This window comes from Rhizobium sp. BG4, assembly GCF_016864575.1.
Classification (GTDB): Bacteria; Pseudomonadota; Alphaproteobacteria; order Rhizobiales; family Rhizobiaceae; genus Rhizobium.
Genome location: NZ_CP044125.1, coordinates 3,577,567 through 3,596,224, shown reverse-complemented (window position 1 = coordinate 3,596,224; position 18,658 = coordinate 3,577,567). Strand labels below are relative to the sequence as shown.

Here is an 18,658-nt window from a genome sequence, read left to right as displayed (position 1 = left end):
GTTCATGCGCAGCCGCTTGCGACCAATCGAGAGGCGAGACCGCGCCCTGCAATCGGCCTGCTTCTTGTTGCCTGACCATGCCTTTTTCAGGATACGATCAGAAATTCATTGGAGGTGCGTAGAAGCAGCGCAACGTGTCTTCGTTTGGAAACAAACATAGGTGGTAAAGCCCATCTGGTGATGGAAAGCTTTTGGCTTGAGGGACGATGAATACATGCTCTCGCGTAGCAAGGCGGTGATCTCCCGCTTTGAGCGTAATTTTGTAATTCGCTCCTTCCAACGTAACATCGTCGCTGGGTATCGGCTGACAATCGCCAGTCTCACCATCGCCATTGCAACAAAATGCGTCGTACTTGAAACCAGAGGGAGCGTGGTGAGCCTCTGCAGCGGCGACAGGCGTCAAGGCAAACACTGCAGCGAGTAAGACGCGCATCACGATCCTCCAGGTCGAGGGCAAGAGCGTATGGCTCTTGCCTGGTTTCACTTGCCTCCGACGAAGGGGTCAGCCAATGCGGCTGCCGGTCTACTGATGGGATATTTAATGTCGGAAACCTTTTCAGCGAGCTTCGTGTCACCGTTTTCCTTCAGGAGCGCACGGAAGCTGGGGTGCATTCCGCCGTCCTGATAGGCTAACGGTTGGAACGACTTTTCCAGAAGCTCACCTAGTTTCTTATCGTCGGCTGCCGATTTGGCCGCAACTGCTGCATCCGGTTGATCGACCCGCTTGGGGCAAGCCGCCAAAGGATTAGTCGGCTCGCCGCCGTCGAACTGCGCGTTGAAGGTATAGTTCCCGTTGCACGCGGAAACTTTCGGTTCCCTGCGACGAACTTCGAAACTGTCGTAACCGACCTTGAGCGTCTTCCAGAAGGCCATATTTGGGTCGTCCCGGTGTGCTGCAAGGTTTTCGGGCGTCATTCGGAATGGATAGGACTGCACCTGAAACGCGGGCTGGCCTGCACGCAGCGCTTTCTCCACAACTGCGTAGATTTCGCCCACCCCCTGGTCTGTCAGCGCAAAGCATCCCGAAGACGAACAAGCACCGTGGACCATCAGGGCCTCCCCGGTGTAGCCTAGCGCAGACTCCAGCCGGTTCGGGTAGCCCAGGTTAAAGGAGAGGAAAAACTGCGATTTCGGGTTTAGTCCGCCGAGGGACACACGATAGAAGCCCTCAGGAGCCTGTCGGTCGCCTGTCTTTTTCTTCGGCCCGAGTTTCCCCGACCAACGGCACATCGGGTAAGTGTTGAGCAGGGCGTAGTTGCCCGATGCGTCGACTTTCCAGACCTCCAGTTCGCTCTCCATCTTGAAGATGCGCACAAGGACAGGGCTGTCCGAAGACATCCTTTTGCTTTTCATGTCGGCAAGAAGCTTTGATGGGATTTCTCTCGATGAAACGCCCAGATCATCAAGAGAGGCAGAAACGCAGCCGGACAGCACCAGTGCCGTGGCCGGAAGGATCAGCCACCGCGCCCACCGCCGCAGCTTTCCTGAAATCTTATAGGTAGGAGTGCGAGCAATAACGCTCGTTGAGAAATGGCCAAGCGCCATGATGAATCCTCTGACAGTAAATCGACCCAGGTCCAAATACTTCAGATGATCGGCGGGCGGTGCTCCACCTCAGCAGACAGCCCGACCGCCGCCGAATACGCGTCTTGTCCATAGGCTTCGCTACACTCGCGCGATTGCGCCAGCAGTGTTTCCGTTTTCAGCAGCCCTGCGTCCAGTTTACAATGCGAAGCCTGCCTCGCGTCTGCTGGCGAATGATCGTGGTCATGATGAACTGGAGACATCAGCGCGATCACTACGGAGGATTGAGGAGAAGCAGACGCAGTTTCACTGCAAGGAAGGACCAAGACCCCTCCCAGCATACTGATGATCAGCAATAGCTTCAAAAAATGCCGCAATGAATCAGCCCGCTTCAACGACCAGCATGATGGTGCCCCATACCGGAAACGTCAACAACAACAGGAACAAGGCAATCTGTTGACATTCCAACGGTGGTAATCTTCTCGCGATCAGTGCTTGATCCTGGAGACCAGCGATTTGATCCAGGACATGCAGGTCTCTATGGCCCAGCTAGTCTGCTCAAAAGTCAGCGCAGGCATCGGCTCATCACCCGGTCCATGCCCCAGCGGATTTCTGACTTTGGAGAAGAAAGCCTTCAGAATCTCGCCCTCCCATACGTCGATAAAGCGGCCATTCTTTTGGCTGACCAAGTTGTCGATATAGCTGGACGCACCGTTTTCCTTTCCATGAGTCCAGTTGTTCATCCCGGAAATGATCTTGATGGTGCTTTCCAATGCCCTTGCTGCCGATAGTGAAGCGTCTCGGTCGCCAGTGTCTCTTTGATCAACCGCTCTCAGCATATCATTCTGGACATTTTCCCACCTGACGTCAGCAACAAGCTCCCAGAAAGGCTTCTCAATCGTCTTGTCCACCAGCGCGTCGCTCGAAAGCTGTACGAACCCATTGTGATACGACAGTGGGAATTTTGCCTGCCGAAACCGCTCGTTCAGTTCGTCAAAGTTCGCTGCCCATCGCTGATTAAGCGCCTCGTTCTGCTTGGAAAGAAACTCCTTGGTAAACTCAGGCAATTTCAGCGACTTGGCGAGCCCTGCCAGTCCGACGCCATATTCAACGTCAGACACCTTGCCTGGCAGCGCTCTATTGGCGGCCTGCACCTGATCGCCGTATTCCCTGAAGGCTAACTCCACCAGGCTGATCCGGCGCTTTATGTAAACGTCGGGATCGAAGCCATCTTCGAACTCACGTTGCAGGAAATTCTTCAGGACGTCCGCGATTGTGTGCCGATAGCTGCCCAGAAAAAGCGGAGATAGAGGGTCAATGCCGATCTCCATGGCAAGCTTATTATGAATACGTTCCAGGCTTTCTTTCGCCGGTTTGTTGATTTCGCCGTTGATGTAGAAAGGAAAAAGCTGCTCGGTGACCATCTTGGTCGCCTGGACCATGAAGCGACGAGCATTCTCTCCGTATGAAGTCCAGATCATCGTGCCGTCGTATCGATTGACAAAGACGTCGGTCAGCATCGGGAAGCTCCATCGGTTGGTTTGCCATCGATGTCAGCTCGACGATAGCTGTTCAATCGTAAGAAGGCATCGAACGCGTCCGCTCCACAGCAATATCAGAAATTAGCCGCCCACCGTGGTACAGTCGGCGCGAAAATTGAGCAGCAGAGGTCTCAGGTGGGTCGAAAGCGCCATCAGCGGAACAGTCCGCAACTGCGCCAGCCTTATAAGCAGCGGCCTCCCAGGCGCGTCCGTCACCGGGTGAAGCTGGCGGCCAACAAACAGATCGCGATCATCGCCGGGATTGCCTTCACCCTTGCGATGATCGCGGTTGGACTTGACGCGCTTATGAACTAAGCGCCGATCTTCATGTAGATAGCTGGGACAGCCCCCTGCTTGCCAAGGCTGTAAACTTCGTAGGAAGCGTTGGGATTATCTCCCATCCCGAGCGACCCGGCAGGCATACCGGGAACGGCAAGCCCAGCGATGGACGGCTTCTCGGAAAGGACCTTTTCGACGGCCTCCAGTGGTACATGACCTTCAAAGACGTAGTCCCCAACGACCGCCGTATGGCACCCCTGCAATCCGGCAGGTATGCCGTATTTCGTCTTGACCGAGGCCAGATCGTCGACATCGTGGACGATCACGTTGAAGTCGGCATCTGCCATCGCCGCCGCCCAGGCTCCGCAGCATCCGCACGTCGGGTCCTTGTAGACGTCCATCTGCTTTTGAGAAGCGATGGCGGACCGGGCGGCGAACACCGCCAACCCCGTTACTGCCAGACAAATGAAGCTTCTCCTGTTCATGCTCGCTTTCCTTCCAGGTAAAATTCTTCAGCGTCGCTGGCGTCCGCATCCACGTCGCCTTGCGAGGAGCCCTTCTCAAGCCTCCATCCCTTGACTATGCCGTAGACGGCCGGAATGACGATCAATGTTAGAAGTGTCGACGAGATCATGCCTCCGATCATCGGTACTGCGATCCTTTGCATGATCTCGGAACCAGTTCCCGTCCTCCAAAGAATCGGCACCAGGCCCGCCATGATGGCAACCACAGTCATCATCTTCGGTCGAACTCGCTCCACAGCACCAATCATAATAGCCCGATTGAGGTCAGTCCTTGTGAATGCACGGTGATCAGCCGCGCATACGGCCTTCTGCTCCTTCATCGCGTGATCCAAATAGATCAACATGATGACTCCGGTTTCGGCGGCGACGCCTGCCAAGGCTATGAACCCTACAGCCACTGCAACCGAGGCGTTGAAACCCAGCCACCACATCAACCAGATGCCGCCCACCAACGCAAACGGCAGGGACAGCATGACAATGAGCGTCTCTGTTAGCGCCTTGAAGTTGAGGTACAAAAGCAGGAAGATCAACGCCAGCGTCAACGGAACGACGACCGCCAGACGCGCTTTGGCACGCTGCAGGTATTCGAATTGCCCGCTCCATGCGACTGAATAGCCGGAAGGCATGGTCACACTCTTGGCAACTGCCGCCTGCGCCTCTGCAACGTAACCGCCGAGATCACGGTTGGAGATGTCGACGAAAATGTAGACTGCAAGCTGACCGTTTTCAGTTCTGATTGTGGTCGCACCCCTGCTGAGCCTTACCTCGGCGACCTCGCCTAGCGGAACTGTACCGCCGCCGGGTAGAGCAACCTGCACATCTCGTGCAATCGACTGCGGGTCGCTTCGCATCCAGCGGGGGTAACGGATAGCTACACCATATCTCTCCCTGCCTTCGACCGTCGATGTCACGGTTTCCGAACCCAGCGCAGTACCGATCACTTTCTGCACATCATCGATTGTTAGCCCATAGCGGCCAAGCGCAATCCTGTCAGGCACGATGTCCAGGTAGTAGCCGCCGATCACCCGCTCCGCATAGGCGCTTGACGTACCGGGTATCGTTTTCAACACCTGTTCAATTTGGCGGGCGACCTTTTCCATTTCGCCAAGATCGGTCCCATAGACCTTCACGCCGACCGGCGTTCTGATGCCTGTCGAGAGCATATCGATGCGGGCGCGGATTGGCATTGTCCATGCATTGGAAACCCCTGGAAATTGAAGGGCGGAATCCATTTCCTGCTTCAAGCTCTCGGTCGTCACGCCCGGCCGCCACTCAGACTTCGGCTTCAGCGTGATGATCGTTTCGAACATCTCTGTTGGGGCAGGATCGGTCGCCGTAAGCGCACGCCCGGCCTTGCCGAATACGCTCTCCACTTCAGGGAACGACTTGATGATACGATCCTGGGTCTGCATCAGTTCCGCCGCCTTGGTGACGGAAATACCGGGCAGCGTGGTCGGCATATACATCAGCGTTCCCTCATCGAGGTTCGGCATGAACTCGCTACCAATGTGCTGCACCGGCCAGATCGTCGCTGCTAGGACGATGATCGCCAACAGTATGGTCACTGTTTTCACCTTCAACACGCCTGAGATGATTGGCCTGTAAACCCAGATCAGAAACCTGTTCAGAGGATTCTTATGCTCGGGTACGATACGGCCCCTGACGAAGATCACCATCAGCGCGGGCACCAAGGTCACGGATAGGAAAGCGGCTGCCGCCATGGAGAACGTCTTGGTAAACGCCAGAGGCCCAAACAAACGACCTTCCTGAGACTCCAGAGTGAAGATGGGTAGGAACGACACGGTAATGATCAACAAACTGAAGAACAGCGCCGGTCCGACCTCGCTCGCCGCCTCGACCAATATTTCGACTCTCGGCTTGCCAGGCGGCGCTCGCTCAAGATGTTTGTGTGCGTTCTCGATCATGACGATTGCAGCGTCGATCATCGCACCGATAGCAATCGCGATCCCGCCAAGGCTCATGATGTTCGCGCCGATGCCCAGCAGCTTCATCGCGATGAAGGCGATGAGAATGCCAACGGGCAGCATGATGATTGCCACAAGCGCACTGCGGACATGCAAGAGGAAGGCTATGGTCACCAGTGCAACCACTATCGATTCTTCGACCAGAGTGCCCTTCAACGTCTCAATGGCAGCTTCGATCAACGTCGAGCGGTCATAGACAGGGACGATCTCGGTTCCTGCAGGCAGGCTGCCTTTCAAGCCCTCCAAGCTTCTCTTCGCGTTGTCGATCACAGTCAGTGCATTGGCCCCGAACCGTTGCAAAACGATCCCGCTTGCGACTTCGCCTTCGCCATTAAGCTCAGTGATACCGCGTCGTTCATCGGGGACAAGTTCGACTTTCGCGACGTCGGCCAGGCGCAAAGGTACGCCGCCACTGGTCTTCAGGACAATGTTCTGAATGTCGCTGACGCCTTTAAGGTAGCCGCGACCGCGAACCATGAATTCGAACTCAGAAAGCTCAATTGTCCGGCCGCCGACGTCCGTATTGCTCGCCTTTACAGCATTCGAGATGTCCATCAGCGACACCCCCTGAGCCTTAAGACGCGAGGGATCGACCACAATCGAATATTGCTTGACGAAACCGCCGACGCTGGCAACCTCCGCAACGCCTTCCGATTTTGAGACCCCGAACCTTACCACCCAGTCCTGAAGCGAACGCAGTTCCGCGAGGCTGAGGTTTTTCGCCAGAACGGCGTACTGATAAACCCAGCCGACGCCTGTTGCGTCAGGTCCAAGCGTTGGCGACACGCCTTGAGGCAATCGGCTGGCAGCCGCGTTCAGATATTCGAGGACGCGGCTTCGGGCCCAGTAGGGGTCCGTGCCATCCTCGAAGATCACGTATACGAACGAGACACCAAAGAACGAGAATCCTCGGACGACTTTGGATTTTGGCACCGTTAGCATCGACGTCGTCAGAGGATAGGTCACCTGATCTTCAACGACCTGCGGTGCCTGGCCAGGATACTCTGTGTAAACGATGACTTGGATGTCGGAGAGATCGGGGATGGCGTCCAAGGGAAGCGAACGCAAGGCAAAGATGCCCCCGCCGACGGCGAGAGCCGCCCCAACGATGATCAGCACCAGGTTGTGAGCTGACCACGAAATAATTCGCGAGATCATGGCTTTGCCTCCTGAGGTGTCATCGCACTCAGAGCCGAGTTCAGGTTGCTCTCAGCATCCAGAAGGAAGTTAGCTGCGATCACGACGCGGTCGCCTGGAGCGATACCCTTGGTGATCTGGCTCCGTTCATCGCCGCGAACCCCGAGCGTCACGTCCCTTGGCTCGAAGCGGCCTTCGCCCTTGTCAACGAACACCACCTGGCGGTCGCCCGTATCTATCACCGCGCTGGAATCCACGCTCAACACGGGAGACGGGGCACCCGCTTCGATGTCGACATCGGCGTACATGTTCGCAAAGAGCTTGCCTTGAGGATTAGGCAGCTCAATGCGGATTTTCGTCGTCCGGGTCTGCTGCTCGACCTCAGGATAAATCAGGCTGACGTTACCGCTGAACTTTTGCCCCGGCAGGCTTCTCACTGTGACGGTGACCGGGGACCCGATCTTGACCGAGCCGATATCGTATTCCGGAACCTCAGCCACAACCCAGACCACTGATGGATCGGCAACACGAAACAGCTGATCACCAGGTTTGGCCATCATGCCCGTTGTTGCCATTCGCTCCAGAACGATGCCTTCACGCGGCGAAGCATAGTCGATGCTCGCCGGGACCTGACCTTGCGCTGCGATTTGCTCGATTGCCTCCTGGGGGACGCCGAGGTTTTTCAGGCGAAGCGCGGAGCCTGCTGCAGTTCCCCTTCCACCTCTACCGGCAGCATATTCAGCTCCGGCGGTGGCAATCTCCTGGGAGTAAAAGCTGAAGAGCTTCTGCCCTTTCGCGATACGATCTCCAGTGGTCACGTTCGCAACGGCATCGATGAAGCTGTCCGTGCGCATCGAGACGACGCTGACCAGCCGCTCATCCCAGCCGACGACACCCGGAACGCGGACCTTCCGAGAGATCGGCATCATCTCTGCCAGGGCTGTCTTCACGCCAGTCCGCTGCAGCTTGCCGAGCGAGACCTTGACCGTCGAGGTTTCCGCCTGCTCTCCTTCGTAGACAGGAATGTAGTCCATCCCCATCGAATCCTTCTTCGGTTCCTTCGAGGTGTCCGGAAGACCCATCGGGTTGCGGTAATAAAGGACCTTCCGCTCCGGCTCTGACGTCGCGCCTACCTTTGGGTTTTGCGCGGCAGCTGCAGAAGTAGGCGCGACCACACCTGATGCGTCGAAGCTTATGTCGGCGCTCTGGCGGACAGCAATGAAATCGCGGCCATCGGACGTTTTCCTGGGGCCGTGAGAATATTGGGCTTTGCCATCAGGATCGCGGTAATAGATGATCGCGCCCGCACCTACCGGCGGAAGGGGTTCGGCATCGGCTGCCTTCCCAAGGATGTTGTTGAGGTATTGCTGGCCAACTCCATTGGCACCAGCCAAGTACGCTCCCCCGCCGAATACGGCGAAGGAGGTAACGGCAACCAGCCATGTGACCCTCTTCAAGGGACGGCCTTCACGACGACTTCACCTTGAACGGTAGCGCCCTCGCCCTGCACTTTCGCGCCCAGCTGAAAGCGCCAACCGCCCTGCATACTGAGGTTTGTCTTAAACTTGTACGTGCCCGGCTGCGGAGCCGGAAGCTCTTCAACGGGTGTGGTCATCATCTCCATCCCCTCAGGAGCCATATCCATACGGGTCGTGAAGATGACGGCATCCGAGACAGGCTCCCCGGTTCGCTTGTCGATCAGGCGTACCGAGACTTCCGCCGTCGGCCCTTGTTTAACTTCCGAGGAGAGGAGCTGGAACTCGTAGTCCTGCGGAGCCGCGTGTACGGTCGAGAAAGGGATGGTAGCAAGAGTGATTGCCGCGAGAATTGCTCGCGTTGAAACGTAGATTTTCTTCATTTGACTACATCATTTGCTGGCGGGCAGAGCCTCGCCATGAGATTTGGATACCAGCCTATCAGGGCCAGCGGTCTAAATTTGCGATGTAGTTGGCCCGAGGTGGGCGGGCTGGAGGTTTCACTTCGGCGGACGGTGCTTCATCGTCGTGCAGAAGCGAGTAACGGACGACTAGCGGATATGCGGCCCGTTCCCCAACCCCGTGCAGGGGATGGACCAGGATCATCGATGCGCAGATGAGAGCCAACGGGCAGTTCTTCTGGCACCCTGGCGCAACAGGCTTGGCCTTCGGGCAGCAGGGCATCTCGTCGACGTTAGCTTGCTCCCCGGCAACAGCCGACGACGTCATCAGCATGCCGTCTTGAATGTGCGTTTCAGTAACGTCACTAGCTGACATCGTCATACCGTTCGATGAAGCCATCGCACTTTCAGCCATAGCAACGCTCACGGGACCAAGCATGATCCCGAGCACAGCCAAAAGGCAAACCAGGCGCTGAAAAACGACGAACTTCATAGCGCTTATTGTGGCACGGCATTTTTGCGGGCGGAAGTGCATCACGAAGATTTGCGGCTTTTTGTCCGATCTCGCGTTCTTTCGGGTCCCGTAAATTGATCTTTCGAACCTACTTGACCTTCCCATGGTGGGAAGCACCACATACAGGTCATCACCTTCTAAGGAGACGTCAAAATGATCAGATTCGAAGTTCCGGACATGACTTGCGGCCACTGCGCTGGCACCGTGGAAAAGGCGATCAAAGCAGTCGATCCGAACGCTTCCGCCAACGTCGATCTCTCCACAAAGACCGTTTCGGTTGAAAGTGCCATCGCGCCTGAGATCATCAGCGCATCAATCGCAGACGCGGGTTATACACCATCGCTTGCGAAATGAATGATCTCCAGCGGCGGGCTTGGAATGTCTCGTCCGCCGCTGACACGATAGCTAAAATGGGGAACTGAATGGTAGCGTGCCCTTGCGGGTCAGTCCGCGAATACGAAGCTTGCTGCGGCAGGTACATTTCCGGAGAACCAGCTCCTGACCCGGTAACCTTGATGCGTGCACGCTATACTGCGTTCACTCGTGGTGACCTCGATTTCATCGAGCGGACCTGCACGGACGACGGCAAGTCGAGCCTCGACAGGTTCGAAATGGAGCGCTCGCTTCCCAAGACGACCTTCCTTGGCTTCGAGTTACGGGAAGCAACTGAGGAACCCGAACGAGATACCGGAAGCGTCACGTTCGCCTTTCGATATCGCTTCCAGGACAAAGAGTTCACCCAGGTCGAGATCGCCAACTTCCGACGCGTCGACGGAATTTGGTTGTTCAATGACAGCGTCGTGAACCCGAAACCCGCCACCATCAGAGTGGAGTCAATCGGACGGAACGAGCCCTGCCCCTGCGGCTCCGGGAAAAAGTACAAAAAGTGCTGCGGTGCTAATGCATGAAGGAGCAGAGGTTCGCATGCACTGCCTGTGGCCTCTGTTGCTACGGCCTACTGCCGCTCACCATCAATGAAGCAATCAGCCGCGCCGACAGGTTTCCGCTCGCGATTTCCGTGACGCCGGTACGATCCGGAACACGCGGTCATACGTCGATCTCACGCATTGGCGTCACCGCTAGCATCGGCAAGGGCAAGCCAATCAATCTGCTAGTCACCCCAATATCGTTCATTCCACCTTCATCGCCCTGCCCGGCTCTTGGTGCGGATAACCTTTGCTCGATTCACAATGAGAAGCCAGAGCGCTGCAAGACGATGCCGTTCTATGCTTACAAAGACGAGGATAGCCAGCGCGACATGCTCGTCCCCCGCCCTGGCTGGGAGTGTAATACCGGCGACGATGCTCCGGTTGTCTACCGCGACGGATCGATCATCGACAAAGCTGAATTCAGCGCCGAACGAGCGGCACTTGTAGAGCAGGCACCAACACTGCAGCGCTACATCGACTTGCTGCTGAAGTACGATCCAACCTTCGTCATGCGTCTGCAGAAAGGTATCCACCTCCTGCCGGGCGGGAAGATCGTCCTTAACTTCGCTTCACTCCTGCGCCACATCAAGAGCGCGGACGTGACCGAGTACGCCCGGAGGCAGCACCCAGTGTTGGCTGAGTGGGCTCTTAAAACGGCTGACGACCCCAAGTCGTCCCAGTTTCACGCCTATTACAAGGGCGCTCTGTCCGAGATCGCACGATACCTAGTCTGACAAGCAGCCTGGGTCGAAGGGGCAGCGCTGCCGCCCCCTTCCCGGCGTGCCTTCAATATGATTGAAGCAGCGCGGCTCCTTCCTGCCCGAAGCGAGCTTCAACACCAAGCAGCGGTGCTGCCCTCTTGATGATATCGCGAACCATGGGTGCCGCCGTATAGGCAGCGATGTTCTGACCCTGCTCGCCGTTCTTGGGCTCGTCGCAAAACGTCAGCACGACATACTGCGGCTTCTCAATTGGAAACGCGGCCAGGAAGGCATTGAAGTTCAGGTTGTCAGCATAGCGTCCGTTCACGACCTTGTCGGCAGTACCCGTCTTTCCGCCTACGTTGAACCCGGCAACATCAGCGTTGCGACCTGACCCCTTCACACCGTTGAGCTTGAATAGGTAACGAACGTCATCGCTAGTCGAAGGTTTGACGATCACCTTTGCGACGGTATTCGCTTGTTCGCGCGTCCGTGGCAGGAACGTCGGGTTCATCAATTTTCCTCCGTTGACAAGGGCTGCTCCGGCGACAGCTGTCTGCAGAGGCGTCGTCGCAGCGCCGTGTCCGAATGAGATCGTGATCGAGTTGATCTTCTTCCATTCCTTTGGCTGGGAGGGCGACTTCACCTCGGGCAATTCGGTCTGAAGCCGCGTCAACAATCCAAAGTCGGTCATATATCGCCGCTGGGTCTCCATCCCTACTACGTCGATGATCCGAGCTGTTCCAATGTTTGACGAGAACTCGAAGACCTCCGGGAGCGTTAGCCAGCGCCGTTGCCCATGAAAATCATTGATCGTGAACCCACCAATTCGCAGCGGCTGCGTAGCATCAAAACTATCACTCATCTTGACCTTCCCAGTGTCGAGAGCCAGTGCCAGCGAGAAGGTCTTGAAGGTCGAGCCCATTTCGAAGGTGCCAGCGGACATCCGATTGAGCCAGCCATCTTTCGCTCCTTCGAGCGGATTGTTCGGGTTGAAGTCAGGAGCTGAAGCCATCGCCAGCACCTCCCCCGTATTGACATCAAGGATGACTGCGCCCGCGCCCTTCGCTTGATAATTGGCCACCGCGTTCACGACGACATCGCGAACAATGTTCTGCACGCGATTATCAATGGAGAGCATCAGCGGCTCCAGGGGCTGATCGTTTGTGAGCCCGGCAGACTTCAGATCGGCGAAGCCTTGTTCGTCGATATAGCGTTCCATCCCTGCCACACCACGGTTGTCGATGTCCACGTAGCCCAGGATATGGGACGCGGTCGCACCACCGGGATAGAACCTTTTCTTTTCAGGCCGGAAACCGATACCGGGTACGCCAAGGGCAAGGATGTTGCTTTGCTGGCGTGGCGTGATTTGCCGACGCAGCCAGGCAAATCTGCCGCCGTTTACCGTCAGTTTCCTATAGATGTCGCGCCGGTCGAGGTCAGGAAAAACAGTCGCCAGCTTCTCTACGGCCTCATCGGCATCAACGATGCGATTGGGCTCCGCAAACAGCGAAACCGTGTTGATGTCAGTCGCGAGTAACTCTCCATTCCGGTCAACGATATCCGGGCGCGACGCCATCAGTCGATCACCCGGTGGAATCGACGCAGCGCTTTCGGGGTCGCGGATCGCATACTGGATCAACCTTCCGCCGATGACCGTGTAGAGGCCGACGAACAGGATGATGAGAATGCGGGTTCGGCTCCGCGCCTGCCGCCTCTTCTGGCCACCCCGTACCCCCTTTGTGGATGTGGCACCAGGTAACACGCCGGACCGAAAGTGGGCCCTGCTCTTCATGGCGATAATTCTAGTGAGGAAGGTCATAACAGCGATCCTCCGCCTTCAGGGGATCGGTGACCGAACGAACTGGATGGAGCGCACAGCCGCGCTCGCGAGAGGAATGAAATCATAGTTGCCCATCCGCCGGGCATTGCCCGCACGCGTTGAAACCAATGGTTTTTTGGTGTCAGGCAGTCAGAATGGGCGGACGATGCCCCGGAGCAACCGGTGTGCCAGTGATTGAGGTAATGGCCTCTGAAAAATGAGCGCGATATTCGACCCGTACCATCGAAATTTCGGGATGGTCGCAGTTGAGCTGGACCGAGAGACAATGTTCGCTCTGGCCTATGTGCGGAACGGCGTGTTTATCTGCGGAAATAGCCTTCGACAGCGTCAATTCCTGCCCATAGCTATGCTCCGCCTGGTCCGGACAGCCAACCTGCCCGCCGACCAGCATCAGCAAAACCAGCATAACGCCCGCGATGATCCTTCGCATGGAATCCTGTCCGACAATCGCGGAAAACTTGTCACCGCACGCTTGCGCAAAGTTGGAGCCAGACAAGGCTTGCCCAACCTTGCCTGGCAGACGACCGCCCTTTGAGAGCAACGAAGGCGCGGCCGCAAACGTCAGGCTTCATACCCGACGTATGTCATCATCCCGCTCACCATGTGATAGAGATGATGACAATGCAACGGCCATCGGCCGGGGTTATGAGCGTCGAACACTATCGACACCTGCGACAGGCTCGGGATCAATACCGTATCGCGTAAAGCGCCATTGACTTTTCTGCCCTCGATCTGGGTGACCTGGAAGTGGTGACCATGTAGATGCATCGGATGTGACATCATTGATCCGTTCCTGATGGCGATCTCTACGCGGTCGCCAGGAAAAACCGTTAAGGGATCGCCGCTGATACCCCAGGAATATTTGGCCATGTCACCCGTCAGGGACAGAGTGAACGACTTGTCGATATGCCGTTCCGCCGGAAGACTTGTAGGCTTAAGGCGCATCTCCAGATCGAGGCCTACCAAGGGACCCGCTGTTTCACCGACCGGCGCGACCTTCGAGATATTAGCCCCCACGGTGGACAAAACTACCCCGGTGCGCTCTCGGGCTCCTTCCCGCAACGCAAGCACAGGAAAGGTGCCCCCTTCCTTCGGTATCTGCAGCAGAATATCGAGGCGTTGCCCCATCGACACCGGGAACATCATTCTTGGGATCGGCTGTACATCCTGGCCGTCAACCGCCACAAGTTTTGCATCGAGCTTCCCCGTGTCAATCGTGAAGGCGGTAGCCGCAGCACCGTTGATCAACCGCAGCCTGACCCGGCCGCCCTTTTCAACCTGAAAGACCTCCGGATCGTCGAGCGTCCTGTCGTTGGCAAGATAGGCGTCGTAGTCAATGTCGTTGATATCCATCGCGGGCATGTCCATTCCGGTCATCGACGAAGCATTGCCCATGGCCATACCCGATCCACCGGCATCATGGGACATTCCGCCCATATCCATGCCGGTCATGTCCATGCCGGTCATGTCATGAGGTGTTGCCGTGCTGTCAGACGGTTTCCGCAAACCGGCGAGAAGCTCCTCAGGAGTCTTGAACGAAAAATCGTGAAGCAGGACAACCACCTCTTGCTCATCGCGCTTTTTGTCTTCCGCAGTACGCACGATCAAGGGTGCAGCCAGCAGGCTCTGCTCTTGAAGCGTATGGGCATGCATCCAATGGGTGCCCCAGCCCCAAGGTGAAAATTGTAGGCGCGGTTTTCGCCAGGCTTGATGGGTGCTGCCGGATTGTCGGGTACGCCATCCTGGTCCCAGGGCGGTGTGAGACCGTGCCAGTGGATCAAGGTCGGCTGGTCGATCTGGCTCGAAAGCTGGACGTTGAAGGCAGTGTCAGCATCGAGCACCAACCCGGGCTGGCCATCGGGCGATAGAGCCCGAGCACGTTGGCTGGCTTTCCGTTCACCTCGATAACGCGTTTGACGATTTCAAGGGTTTGAAGGGGAGCCGTTTCATGAGCTGCGGCCGAGTTCGGAGCTGCCCTGACCATAGCATCTGGAAGACCGCCTAAAGCGCCGTAAGCGGCGGCACCGGTAACAGTCTTGGTGAGAAAATCACGACGTTTCATAAACGTATTCCTGTTCCTGTCGGCTATTGCCGAACAATAATGAAAAGGCCTGCAAAGCCTCAGCTGGGATCAGGAATTGTAACGGGGCGGATCGAGGCCCGGGGCCACCGAAATCCCATGAAAATTTCTCAAGGTGGAAACGTACGAGACCGTTTGAACAGCCAACGATGGGCCGCTCATTGCTTCAAGCAACGGCACCGCGCAGGATGCACAAACCGAAACGCAACACATCGGCGCTTTTGAAGGGGCGGAGTGTTCTTGATGCGTGATGTGTGCAGCAGCCGTCCGGCCTTCTACGGTACTCAGCTCGCAGCTGGCATGGGCGCTCGATACGGCCGCAGCAGAAACAACGAGAGCTAGAAGCAATCTCGCCATCATGCGCACCAGCCCTGCTGCCCAGTCTGCTCTCATAGGACCAATGTACAATGCGAACGCATAGGCGGCAACCGGATGCGGCTGATCGCCGCCAGATGGAGACAGGAGCCGCGAGCGGTTCCTTCAGCGGGCTCAGCGGGATTAAAGAAGGATCAATCAATCTGAAGCGGCCCGAGAGCCCTGTCATATCGCCCGTCAGAATCTCTCAGAGCGATCTCATCCTGAAGCCGTTGCCTTGAGACGCGTGCTTCTTCCCGATCCAGTTCGATCTCCTCGATCTTTTGCTCCAATGATTTCCGCAGATCGCCTTTCCGTTGGCTCTCAAACTTTAGGCCGTAGTCACCTTTGATGCGGTCAAGCAGATGGAACGCTGAGAGCCCGATAGCGGCATATCGAAGCTGGCGCTCATCGAAATATTCTTCATAGTCCGGCGGACCGGCAATGTTCTCCGAGATGAAGGCCAAGCTTTCGAGGGCGCTTTTGACCATCCCGGCAACAGCAGACAGCGGTACATAACCTCAGTGTTGAGGAGCGGCCAATCTAAAGCGTCGGGCCAAACAATAGCCGGATTTGCCGACGTCGTGACTCGCTCACCCTCCTGATCTGCGATCCCGTCGTCGAACGCTGCAGTCATGCAATCGTCAACAAGCTGGTCCAGCGTCACGGCAAGCAACATGGCGTGGTATCGCGCTTGCCTTCTGCGCCGCCACCAGTCGGTGAAAAGTTCTTTAAATGCTCCAAGCCAGACACCGAAACCGGTGACCAACAGGGTCCCCGCCACCGTGAAGATGGCTTTCCCGAAATCGTCACTGACGAAATTCTTCAGCGAATCCACGACATTCTCCCGTCAAACGAACTGATACAGCAAGGGCCGAAGCTCGCCAGCCGCGAGAGACTTGAAAGCCACGCAATTCCCAACTATCTTTATGTTGTTCCCGGCAGGAGCACGCCGCCCGTCAGTTGCGAAGCTGTTGACAGCACTGCCTTAGGTTAGACGCTCACCCGTTCATGTTTTTGATCGGGCTCGCGAGGTGGTTGACGGGTGACGCTTCAAAAGAGTCTGGGAGAGAAAACATGTCCGTTCACGACGTCACACCCACCACCATCGAAGGAATCAAGCGCCTAGCGAGAGATATCTCGAAGCATGACGGCGTTGCTCATTCAATCGGGCTCGACCGCGCTTCGTCCCGCGCAGGTTTCTCGAACTATCAGCACGCCCGGCGCTCGATATTGGCTTCGAGCACCACTACTATCGCGTCTGAGTTTTCGACGTTCATCAGCGTCTATTGGCGTGACCCGAAGACGAAGATCAGCGGCAGCAAGATCATACAAGTAGCTCTCCCCAAGGCGCTGGACGAGATTGTTCCCAGTAGGAACTACAAGCACGCACGCGGACTGGCGTACTTCAAGCGTTCAGCGTCGGACCTTATTTACTGTGAGATGACTAGCGACAGCTCATCTGCACTCGCATTGGCTTGCAAGGCAGCGCGGGCCTTGCAATTCATGGCGGCAACCGGACTTCAGCCATCTTCAAAGGCTGTGCCCGTGAGTGACGGGCGTGGGAGTGGACTGCCGGGTAGAGACCACGGAAGCAGCTGGTTCGATCCGGAATCGAGGCGGTACATCTACGTCGACGAGCCTTACGCAGCCGCAGTGAAGGACCGCCAGGACGAACGTGCCGATTGGGGCCGCCGGAATGGATGGGAAGTCGCCAGAGCAATCTGGCCGGGGATGTATTATCCCGAGGGTGGTAGCGAGCTTTATCTTGCAACGGAAGGAAAGAGGGGACTGCCTATCGGCCCTGTTCTTGCAGACTTGTCCCACATTCAGGCTGCGACCGTGCCGGAGAACTGCAAGCAGGTTCATGTGCCAGATGGCGAGTATTTCAGGTCACCCGGGCAGGAACGCGACGCCAATGCAAAGGTTTTGAAGCCAAAGCAAAAGCGCCCTTCCCGCGCGGCTGCTGATACCGTCCCCTTCAAAATGGTCATGGCATCAGGACGGCGGCCGAATGCAAAAATGGCTGTCCCAACGCACCAGCGGGTCGGGCAACTGCTTAAAGACGTGCTGTCGGCGACCCGTGATCGAGCTGGCGTTGCTAACAGACTTGGGTCTGTTCGGTCAGAACTCGACGATTGGGTCCAGATGGAGTACGACCACGAGGCACTTCCCAATGATGTCTTTTTCGAACTCTACTACCGGGAGCGTGTGACTGTCCCCGATGATGAGCGTGGTCTCGCTGGTCGCGACGTGCACATTGAGCGGCTTATGGAAGCCAAGGAACTGATTGGCTCTGCATATCCTGATTGCCAGCCCGTCCGCGCCTTGCTTCGCAAGCTCGACTTGGCGGTGCAGTCGCTGATGAACTGGAAGTAACAGCAACATTGACCCGGGGTCAGTGGCCGCGTTGGCGTACTTTCCGCGACGCGGCCGTCTTGGGGCGATGTTCGACGAGCTTTCAGGTCTGGAAGGGGGTTTCCGACAGCTCCGCCTGTACCGAAACGCGCATCGCTTCGAACGCGGATAAAGTTGATTGACACATCGGATATATCCATTATCTTGGATATATGGATTCTATCAAAGCTATCGCAGCTCTCGCCGCCCTTGCCCAGGGCACCCGCCTCGAAACGTTCAGGCTGCTTGTTAAGCACGAGCCCGACGGCCTACCGGTAGGCGAGCTTGCTGCTGCAATCGACATCCCGCAGAACACTATGTCGGCCCATCTCAAGACCTTGTCCCAAGCGGGCTTGCTCTCCGGTGAGCGACATAGCCGCTCGATCATTTACAGAGCAAAGCTGGATACTCTCCGGGACCTAACGCTGTTCCTGCTGAAGGATTGCTGCGGCGGTTCGAGCGAGCTTTGCGCTCCGTTGATCGCCGAACTGACACCGTGCTGCGAGCCAGGAGTGCGGCCATCATGACAAGACTTGCTCTGACGCCCGTACAAGGAGCCGATCCTGGCTTGAAAGTCGCCCTGGCGGCGTCTGGCCTACCAATTGAGGACTTGGCCTACACTGACCGCTCATTTTTTTGCGCGACCAACGAGGATGGCGAGGCTATCGGCTACTCTGGAATTGAAGCGTGCGGCGACGACGCCCTGCTTCGTTCGGTCGTTGTCCTGCCGGAACACAGAGGGCAGGAACTTGGAGCTTTGCTTGTGCGAGAGACGCTGGCTTTCGTCGGCGAACACGCGGCGGTCTACCTCGCGACAACATCGGCTGCATCGTTCTTTGAGAAGCTTGGTTTCGAGGCGGTGAACCGCGCTGACGTTCCTGCCGATGTCATGGCCACGCGACAATTGTCCGGCATTTGCCCAGCTTCCGCAACCGTCATGAAACTAACCCGATCTCGAACTTAACCACGGATCA

Annotated in this window: 20 protein-coding genes; 6 read left to right on the top strand and 14 right to left on the bottom strand. The window is 56.9% G+C overall.

Features of this window, described 5'->3' with window-relative positions:
• Positions 1-97: 97 nt before the first annotated feature.
• The 8 genes from F2982_RS18005 to F2982_RS17970 form a co-directional block, all read right to left on the bottom strand.
• The gene (locus tag F2982_RS18005; protein ID WP_203428648.1) at positions 98-433 is read right to left on the bottom strand and encodes a hypothetical protein; all 336 of its coding nucleotides are present in this window, start codon (positions 431-433) and stop codon (positions 98-100) included.
• Between the two features lie 47 nt (positions 434-480).
• Positions 481-1,545, bottom strand: a complete 1,065-nt coding sequence (locus F2982_RS18000; protein ID WP_203428647.1) for a murein L,D-transpeptidase family protein — start codon at positions 1,543-1,545, stop codon at positions 481-483.
• A 467-nt stretch (positions 1,546-2,012) separates the two neighbouring features.
• Positions 2,013-3,044 carry a hypothetical protein gene (locus F2982_RS17995; protein WP_203428646.1) on the bottom strand — a complete coding sequence of 344 codons (1,032 nt, stop codon included), beginning with the start codon at positions 3,042-3,044 and terminating at the stop codon, positions 2,013-2,015.
• A gap of 332 nt (positions 3,045-3,376) precedes the next feature.
• Entirely contained in the window at positions 3,377-3,829 is a 453-nt protein-coding gene (locus F2982_RS17990; protein WP_203428645.1) for a DUF411 domain-containing protein, read from the bottom strand.
• On the bottom strand, positions 3,826-7,011 hold the full coding sequence (locus F2982_RS17985; protein ID WP_203428644.1) for a CusA/CzcA family heavy metal efflux RND transporter: 3,186 nt from the start codon (positions 7,009-7,011) through the stop codon (positions 3,826-3,828). The genes F2982_RS17990 and F2982_RS17985 overlap by 4 nt, the downstream gene beginning before the upstream one ends.
• Positions 7,008-8,447, bottom strand: a complete 1,440-nt coding sequence (locus tag F2982_RS17980; RefSeq protein ID WP_203428643.1) for an efflux RND transporter periplasmic adaptor subunit — start codon at positions 8,445-8,447, stop codon at positions 7,008-7,010. Before F2982_RS17980 ends, F2982_RS17985 begins: the two co-directional genes overlap by 4 nt.
• On the bottom strand, positions 8,444-8,848 hold the full coding sequence (locus F2982_RS17975; RefSeq protein WP_203428642.1) for a FixH family protein: 405 nt from the start codon (positions 8,846-8,848) through the stop codon (positions 8,444-8,446). Before F2982_RS17975 ends, F2982_RS17980 begins: the two co-directional genes overlap by 4 nt.
• A gap of 58 nt (positions 8,849-8,906) precedes the next feature.
• On the bottom strand, positions 8,907-9,359 hold the full coding sequence (locus tag F2982_RS17970; RefSeq protein ID WP_203428641.1) for a hypothetical protein: 453 nt from the start codon (positions 9,357-9,359) through the stop codon (positions 8,907-8,909).
• 174 nt (positions 9,360-9,533) lie between these two features.
• Between F2982_RS17970 and F2982_RS17965 the strand changes: the two genes are divergently transcribed.
• The 3 genes from F2982_RS17965 to F2982_RS17955 all read left to right on the top strand — a co-directional run bounded on the left by F2982_RS17965 (position 9,534) and on the right by F2982_RS17955 (position 11,043).
• The gene (locus F2982_RS17965) at positions 9,534-9,734 is read left to right on the top strand and encodes a heavy-metal-associated domain-containing protein (protein WP_203428640.1); all 201 of its coding nucleotides are present in this window, start codon (positions 9,534-9,536) and stop codon (positions 9,732-9,734) included.
• A gap of 161 nt (positions 9,735-9,895) precedes the next feature.
• Complete coding sequence (locus tag F2982_RS17960) at positions 9,896-10,288, top strand: YchJ family metal-binding protein (RefSeq protein WP_246777475.1); 393 nt, start codon at positions 9,896-9,898, stop codon at positions 10,286-10,288.
• Entirely contained in the window at positions 10,285-11,043 is a 759-nt protein-coding gene (locus tag F2982_RS17955; RefSeq protein ID WP_203428638.1) for a YkgJ family cysteine cluster protein, read from the top strand. Before F2982_RS17960 ends, F2982_RS17955 begins: the two co-directional genes overlap by 4 nt.
• Before the next feature lie 52 nt (positions 11,044-11,095).
• On the opposite strand, the gene F2982_RS17950 is transcribed toward F2982_RS17955, so the two are convergent.
• The 6 genes from F2982_RS17950 to F2982_RS17935 all read right to left on the bottom strand — a co-directional run bounded on the left by F2982_RS17950 (position 11,096) and on the right by F2982_RS17935 (position 16,125).
• Positions 11,096-12,832 carry a penicillin-binding protein 2 gene (locus F2982_RS17950; RefSeq protein WP_203428637.1) on the bottom strand — a complete coding sequence of 579 codons (1,737 nt, stop codon included), beginning with the start codon at positions 12,830-12,832 and terminating at the stop codon, positions 11,096-11,098.
• 142 nt (positions 12,833-12,974) lie between these two features.
• On the bottom strand, positions 12,975-13,283 hold the full coding sequence (locus tag F2982_RS17945; RefSeq protein ID WP_203428636.1) for a hypothetical protein: 309 nt from the start codon (positions 13,281-13,283) through the stop codon (positions 12,975-12,977).
• A gap of 131 nt (positions 13,284-13,414) precedes the next feature.
• Entirely contained in the window at positions 13,415-14,506 is a 1,092-nt protein-coding gene (locus tag F2982_RS17940) for a multicopper oxidase domain-containing protein (RefSeq protein WP_348652510.1), read from the bottom strand.
• Entirely contained in the window at positions 14,458-14,694 is a 237-nt protein-coding gene (locus F2982_RS32195) for a multicopper oxidase domain-containing protein (protein WP_348652509.1), read from the bottom strand. Before F2982_RS32195 ends, F2982_RS17940 begins: the two co-directional genes overlap by 49 nt.
• Positions 14,631-14,915, bottom strand: a complete 285-nt coding sequence (locus tag F2982_RS32190; RefSeq protein WP_348652520.1) for a hypothetical protein — start codon at positions 14,913-14,915, stop codon at positions 14,631-14,633. Before F2982_RS32190 ends, F2982_RS32195 begins: the two co-directional genes overlap by 64 nt.
• A gap of 703 nt (positions 14,916-15,618) precedes the next feature.
• Positions 15,619-16,125, bottom strand: a complete 507-nt coding sequence (locus F2982_RS17935; RefSeq protein WP_203428635.1) for a hypothetical protein — start codon at positions 16,123-16,125, stop codon at positions 15,619-15,621.
• Positions 16,126-16,364: 239 nt separating this feature from the next.
• On the opposite strand from F2982_RS17935, the gene F2982_RS17930 reads away from it, so the two are divergent.
• The 3 genes from F2982_RS17930 (at position 16,365) to arsN2 (ending at position 18,648) form a co-directional block, all read left to right on the top strand.
• A complete protein-coding gene (locus F2982_RS17930) occupies positions 16,365-17,666 on the top strand; it encodes a DUF5623 domain-containing protein (protein WP_203428634.1) in 1,302 nt (433 codons plus the stop codon).
• Positions 17,667-17,857: 191 nt separating this feature from the next.
• On the top strand, positions 17,858-18,211 hold the full coding sequence (locus tag F2982_RS17925) for a metalloregulator ArsR/SmtB family transcription factor (protein WP_203428633.1): 354 nt from the start codon (positions 17,858-17,860) through the stop codon (positions 18,209-18,211).
• Entirely contained in the window at positions 18,208-18,648 is a 441-nt protein-coding gene (arsN2, locus tag F2982_RS17920; protein WP_203428632.1) for an arsenic resistance N-acetyltransferase ArsN2, read from the top strand. The genes F2982_RS17925 and arsN2 overlap by 4 nt, the downstream gene beginning before the upstream one ends.
• Positions 18,649-18,658 lie beyond the last annotated feature (10 nt).

Excerpts from the sequence above, each read along its gene's own strand:
- F2982_RS18005 (WP_203428648.1), bottom strand. The coding sequence starts at position 433 with ATGCGCGTCTTACTCGCTGCAGTGTTTGCCTTGACGCCTGTCGCCGCT.
- F2982_RS18000 (WP_203428647.1), bottom strand. The coding sequence starts at position 1,545 with ATGGCGCTTGGCCATTTCTCAACGAGCGTTATTGCTCGCACTCCTACC.
- F2982_RS17995 (WP_203428646.1), bottom strand. The coding sequence starts at position 3,044 with ATGCTGACCGACGTCTTTGTCAATCGATACGACGGCACGATGATCTGG.
- F2982_RS17990 (WP_203428645.1), bottom strand. The coding sequence starts at position 3,829 with ATGAACAGGAGAAGCTTCATTTGTCTGGCAGTAACGGGGTTGGCGGTG.
- F2982_RS17985 (WP_203428644.1), bottom strand. The coding sequence starts at position 7,011 with ATGATCTCGCGAATTATTTCGTGGTCAGCTCACAACCTGGTGCTGATC.
- F2982_RS17975 (WP_203428642.1), bottom strand. The coding sequence starts at position 8,848 with ATGAAGAAAATCTACGTTTCAACGCGAGCAATTCTCGCGGCAATCACT.
- F2982_RS17970 (WP_203428641.1), bottom strand. The coding sequence starts at position 9,359 with ATGAAGTTCGTCGTTTTTCAGCGCCTGGTTTGCCTTTTGGCTGTGCTC.
- F2982_RS17965 (WP_203428640.1), top strand. The coding sequence starts at position 9,534 with ATGATCAGATTCGAAGTTCCGGACATGACTTGCGGCCACTGCGCTGGC.
- F2982_RS17960 (WP_246777475.1), top strand. The coding sequence starts at position 9,896 with ATGCGTGCACGCTATACTGCGTTCACTCGTGGTGACCTCGATTTCATC.
- F2982_RS17955 (WP_203428638.1), top strand. The coding sequence starts at position 10,285 with ATGAAGGAGCAGAGGTTCGCATGCACTGCCTGTGGCCTCTGTTGCTAC.
- F2982_RS17950 (WP_203428637.1), bottom strand. The coding sequence starts at position 12,832 with ATGACCTTCCTCACTAGAATTATCGCCATGAAGAGCAGGGCCCACTTT.
- F2982_RS17945 (WP_203428636.1), bottom strand. The coding sequence starts at position 13,283 with ATGCGAAGGATCATCGCGGGCGTTATGCTGGTTTTGCTGATGCTGGTC.
- F2982_RS17940 (WP_348652510.1), bottom strand. The coding sequence starts at position 14,506 with ATGCATGCCCATACGCTTCAAGAGCAGAGCCTGCTGGCTGCACCCTTG.
- F2982_RS32190 (WP_348652520.1), bottom strand. The coding sequence starts at position 14,915 with ATGAAACGTCGTGATTTTCTCACCAAGACTGTTACCGGTGCCGCCGCT.
- F2982_RS17930 (WP_203428634.1), top strand. The coding sequence starts at position 16,365 with ATGTCCGTTCACGACGTCACACCCACCACCATCGAAGGAATCAAGCGC.
- F2982_RS17925 (WP_203428633.1), top strand. The coding sequence starts at position 17,858 with ATGGATTCTATCAAAGCTATCGCAGCTCTCGCCGCCCTTGCCCAGGGC.
- arsN2 (WP_203428632.1), top strand. The coding sequence starts at position 18,208 with ATGACAAGACTTGCTCTGACGCCCGTACAAGGAGCCGATCCTGGCTTG.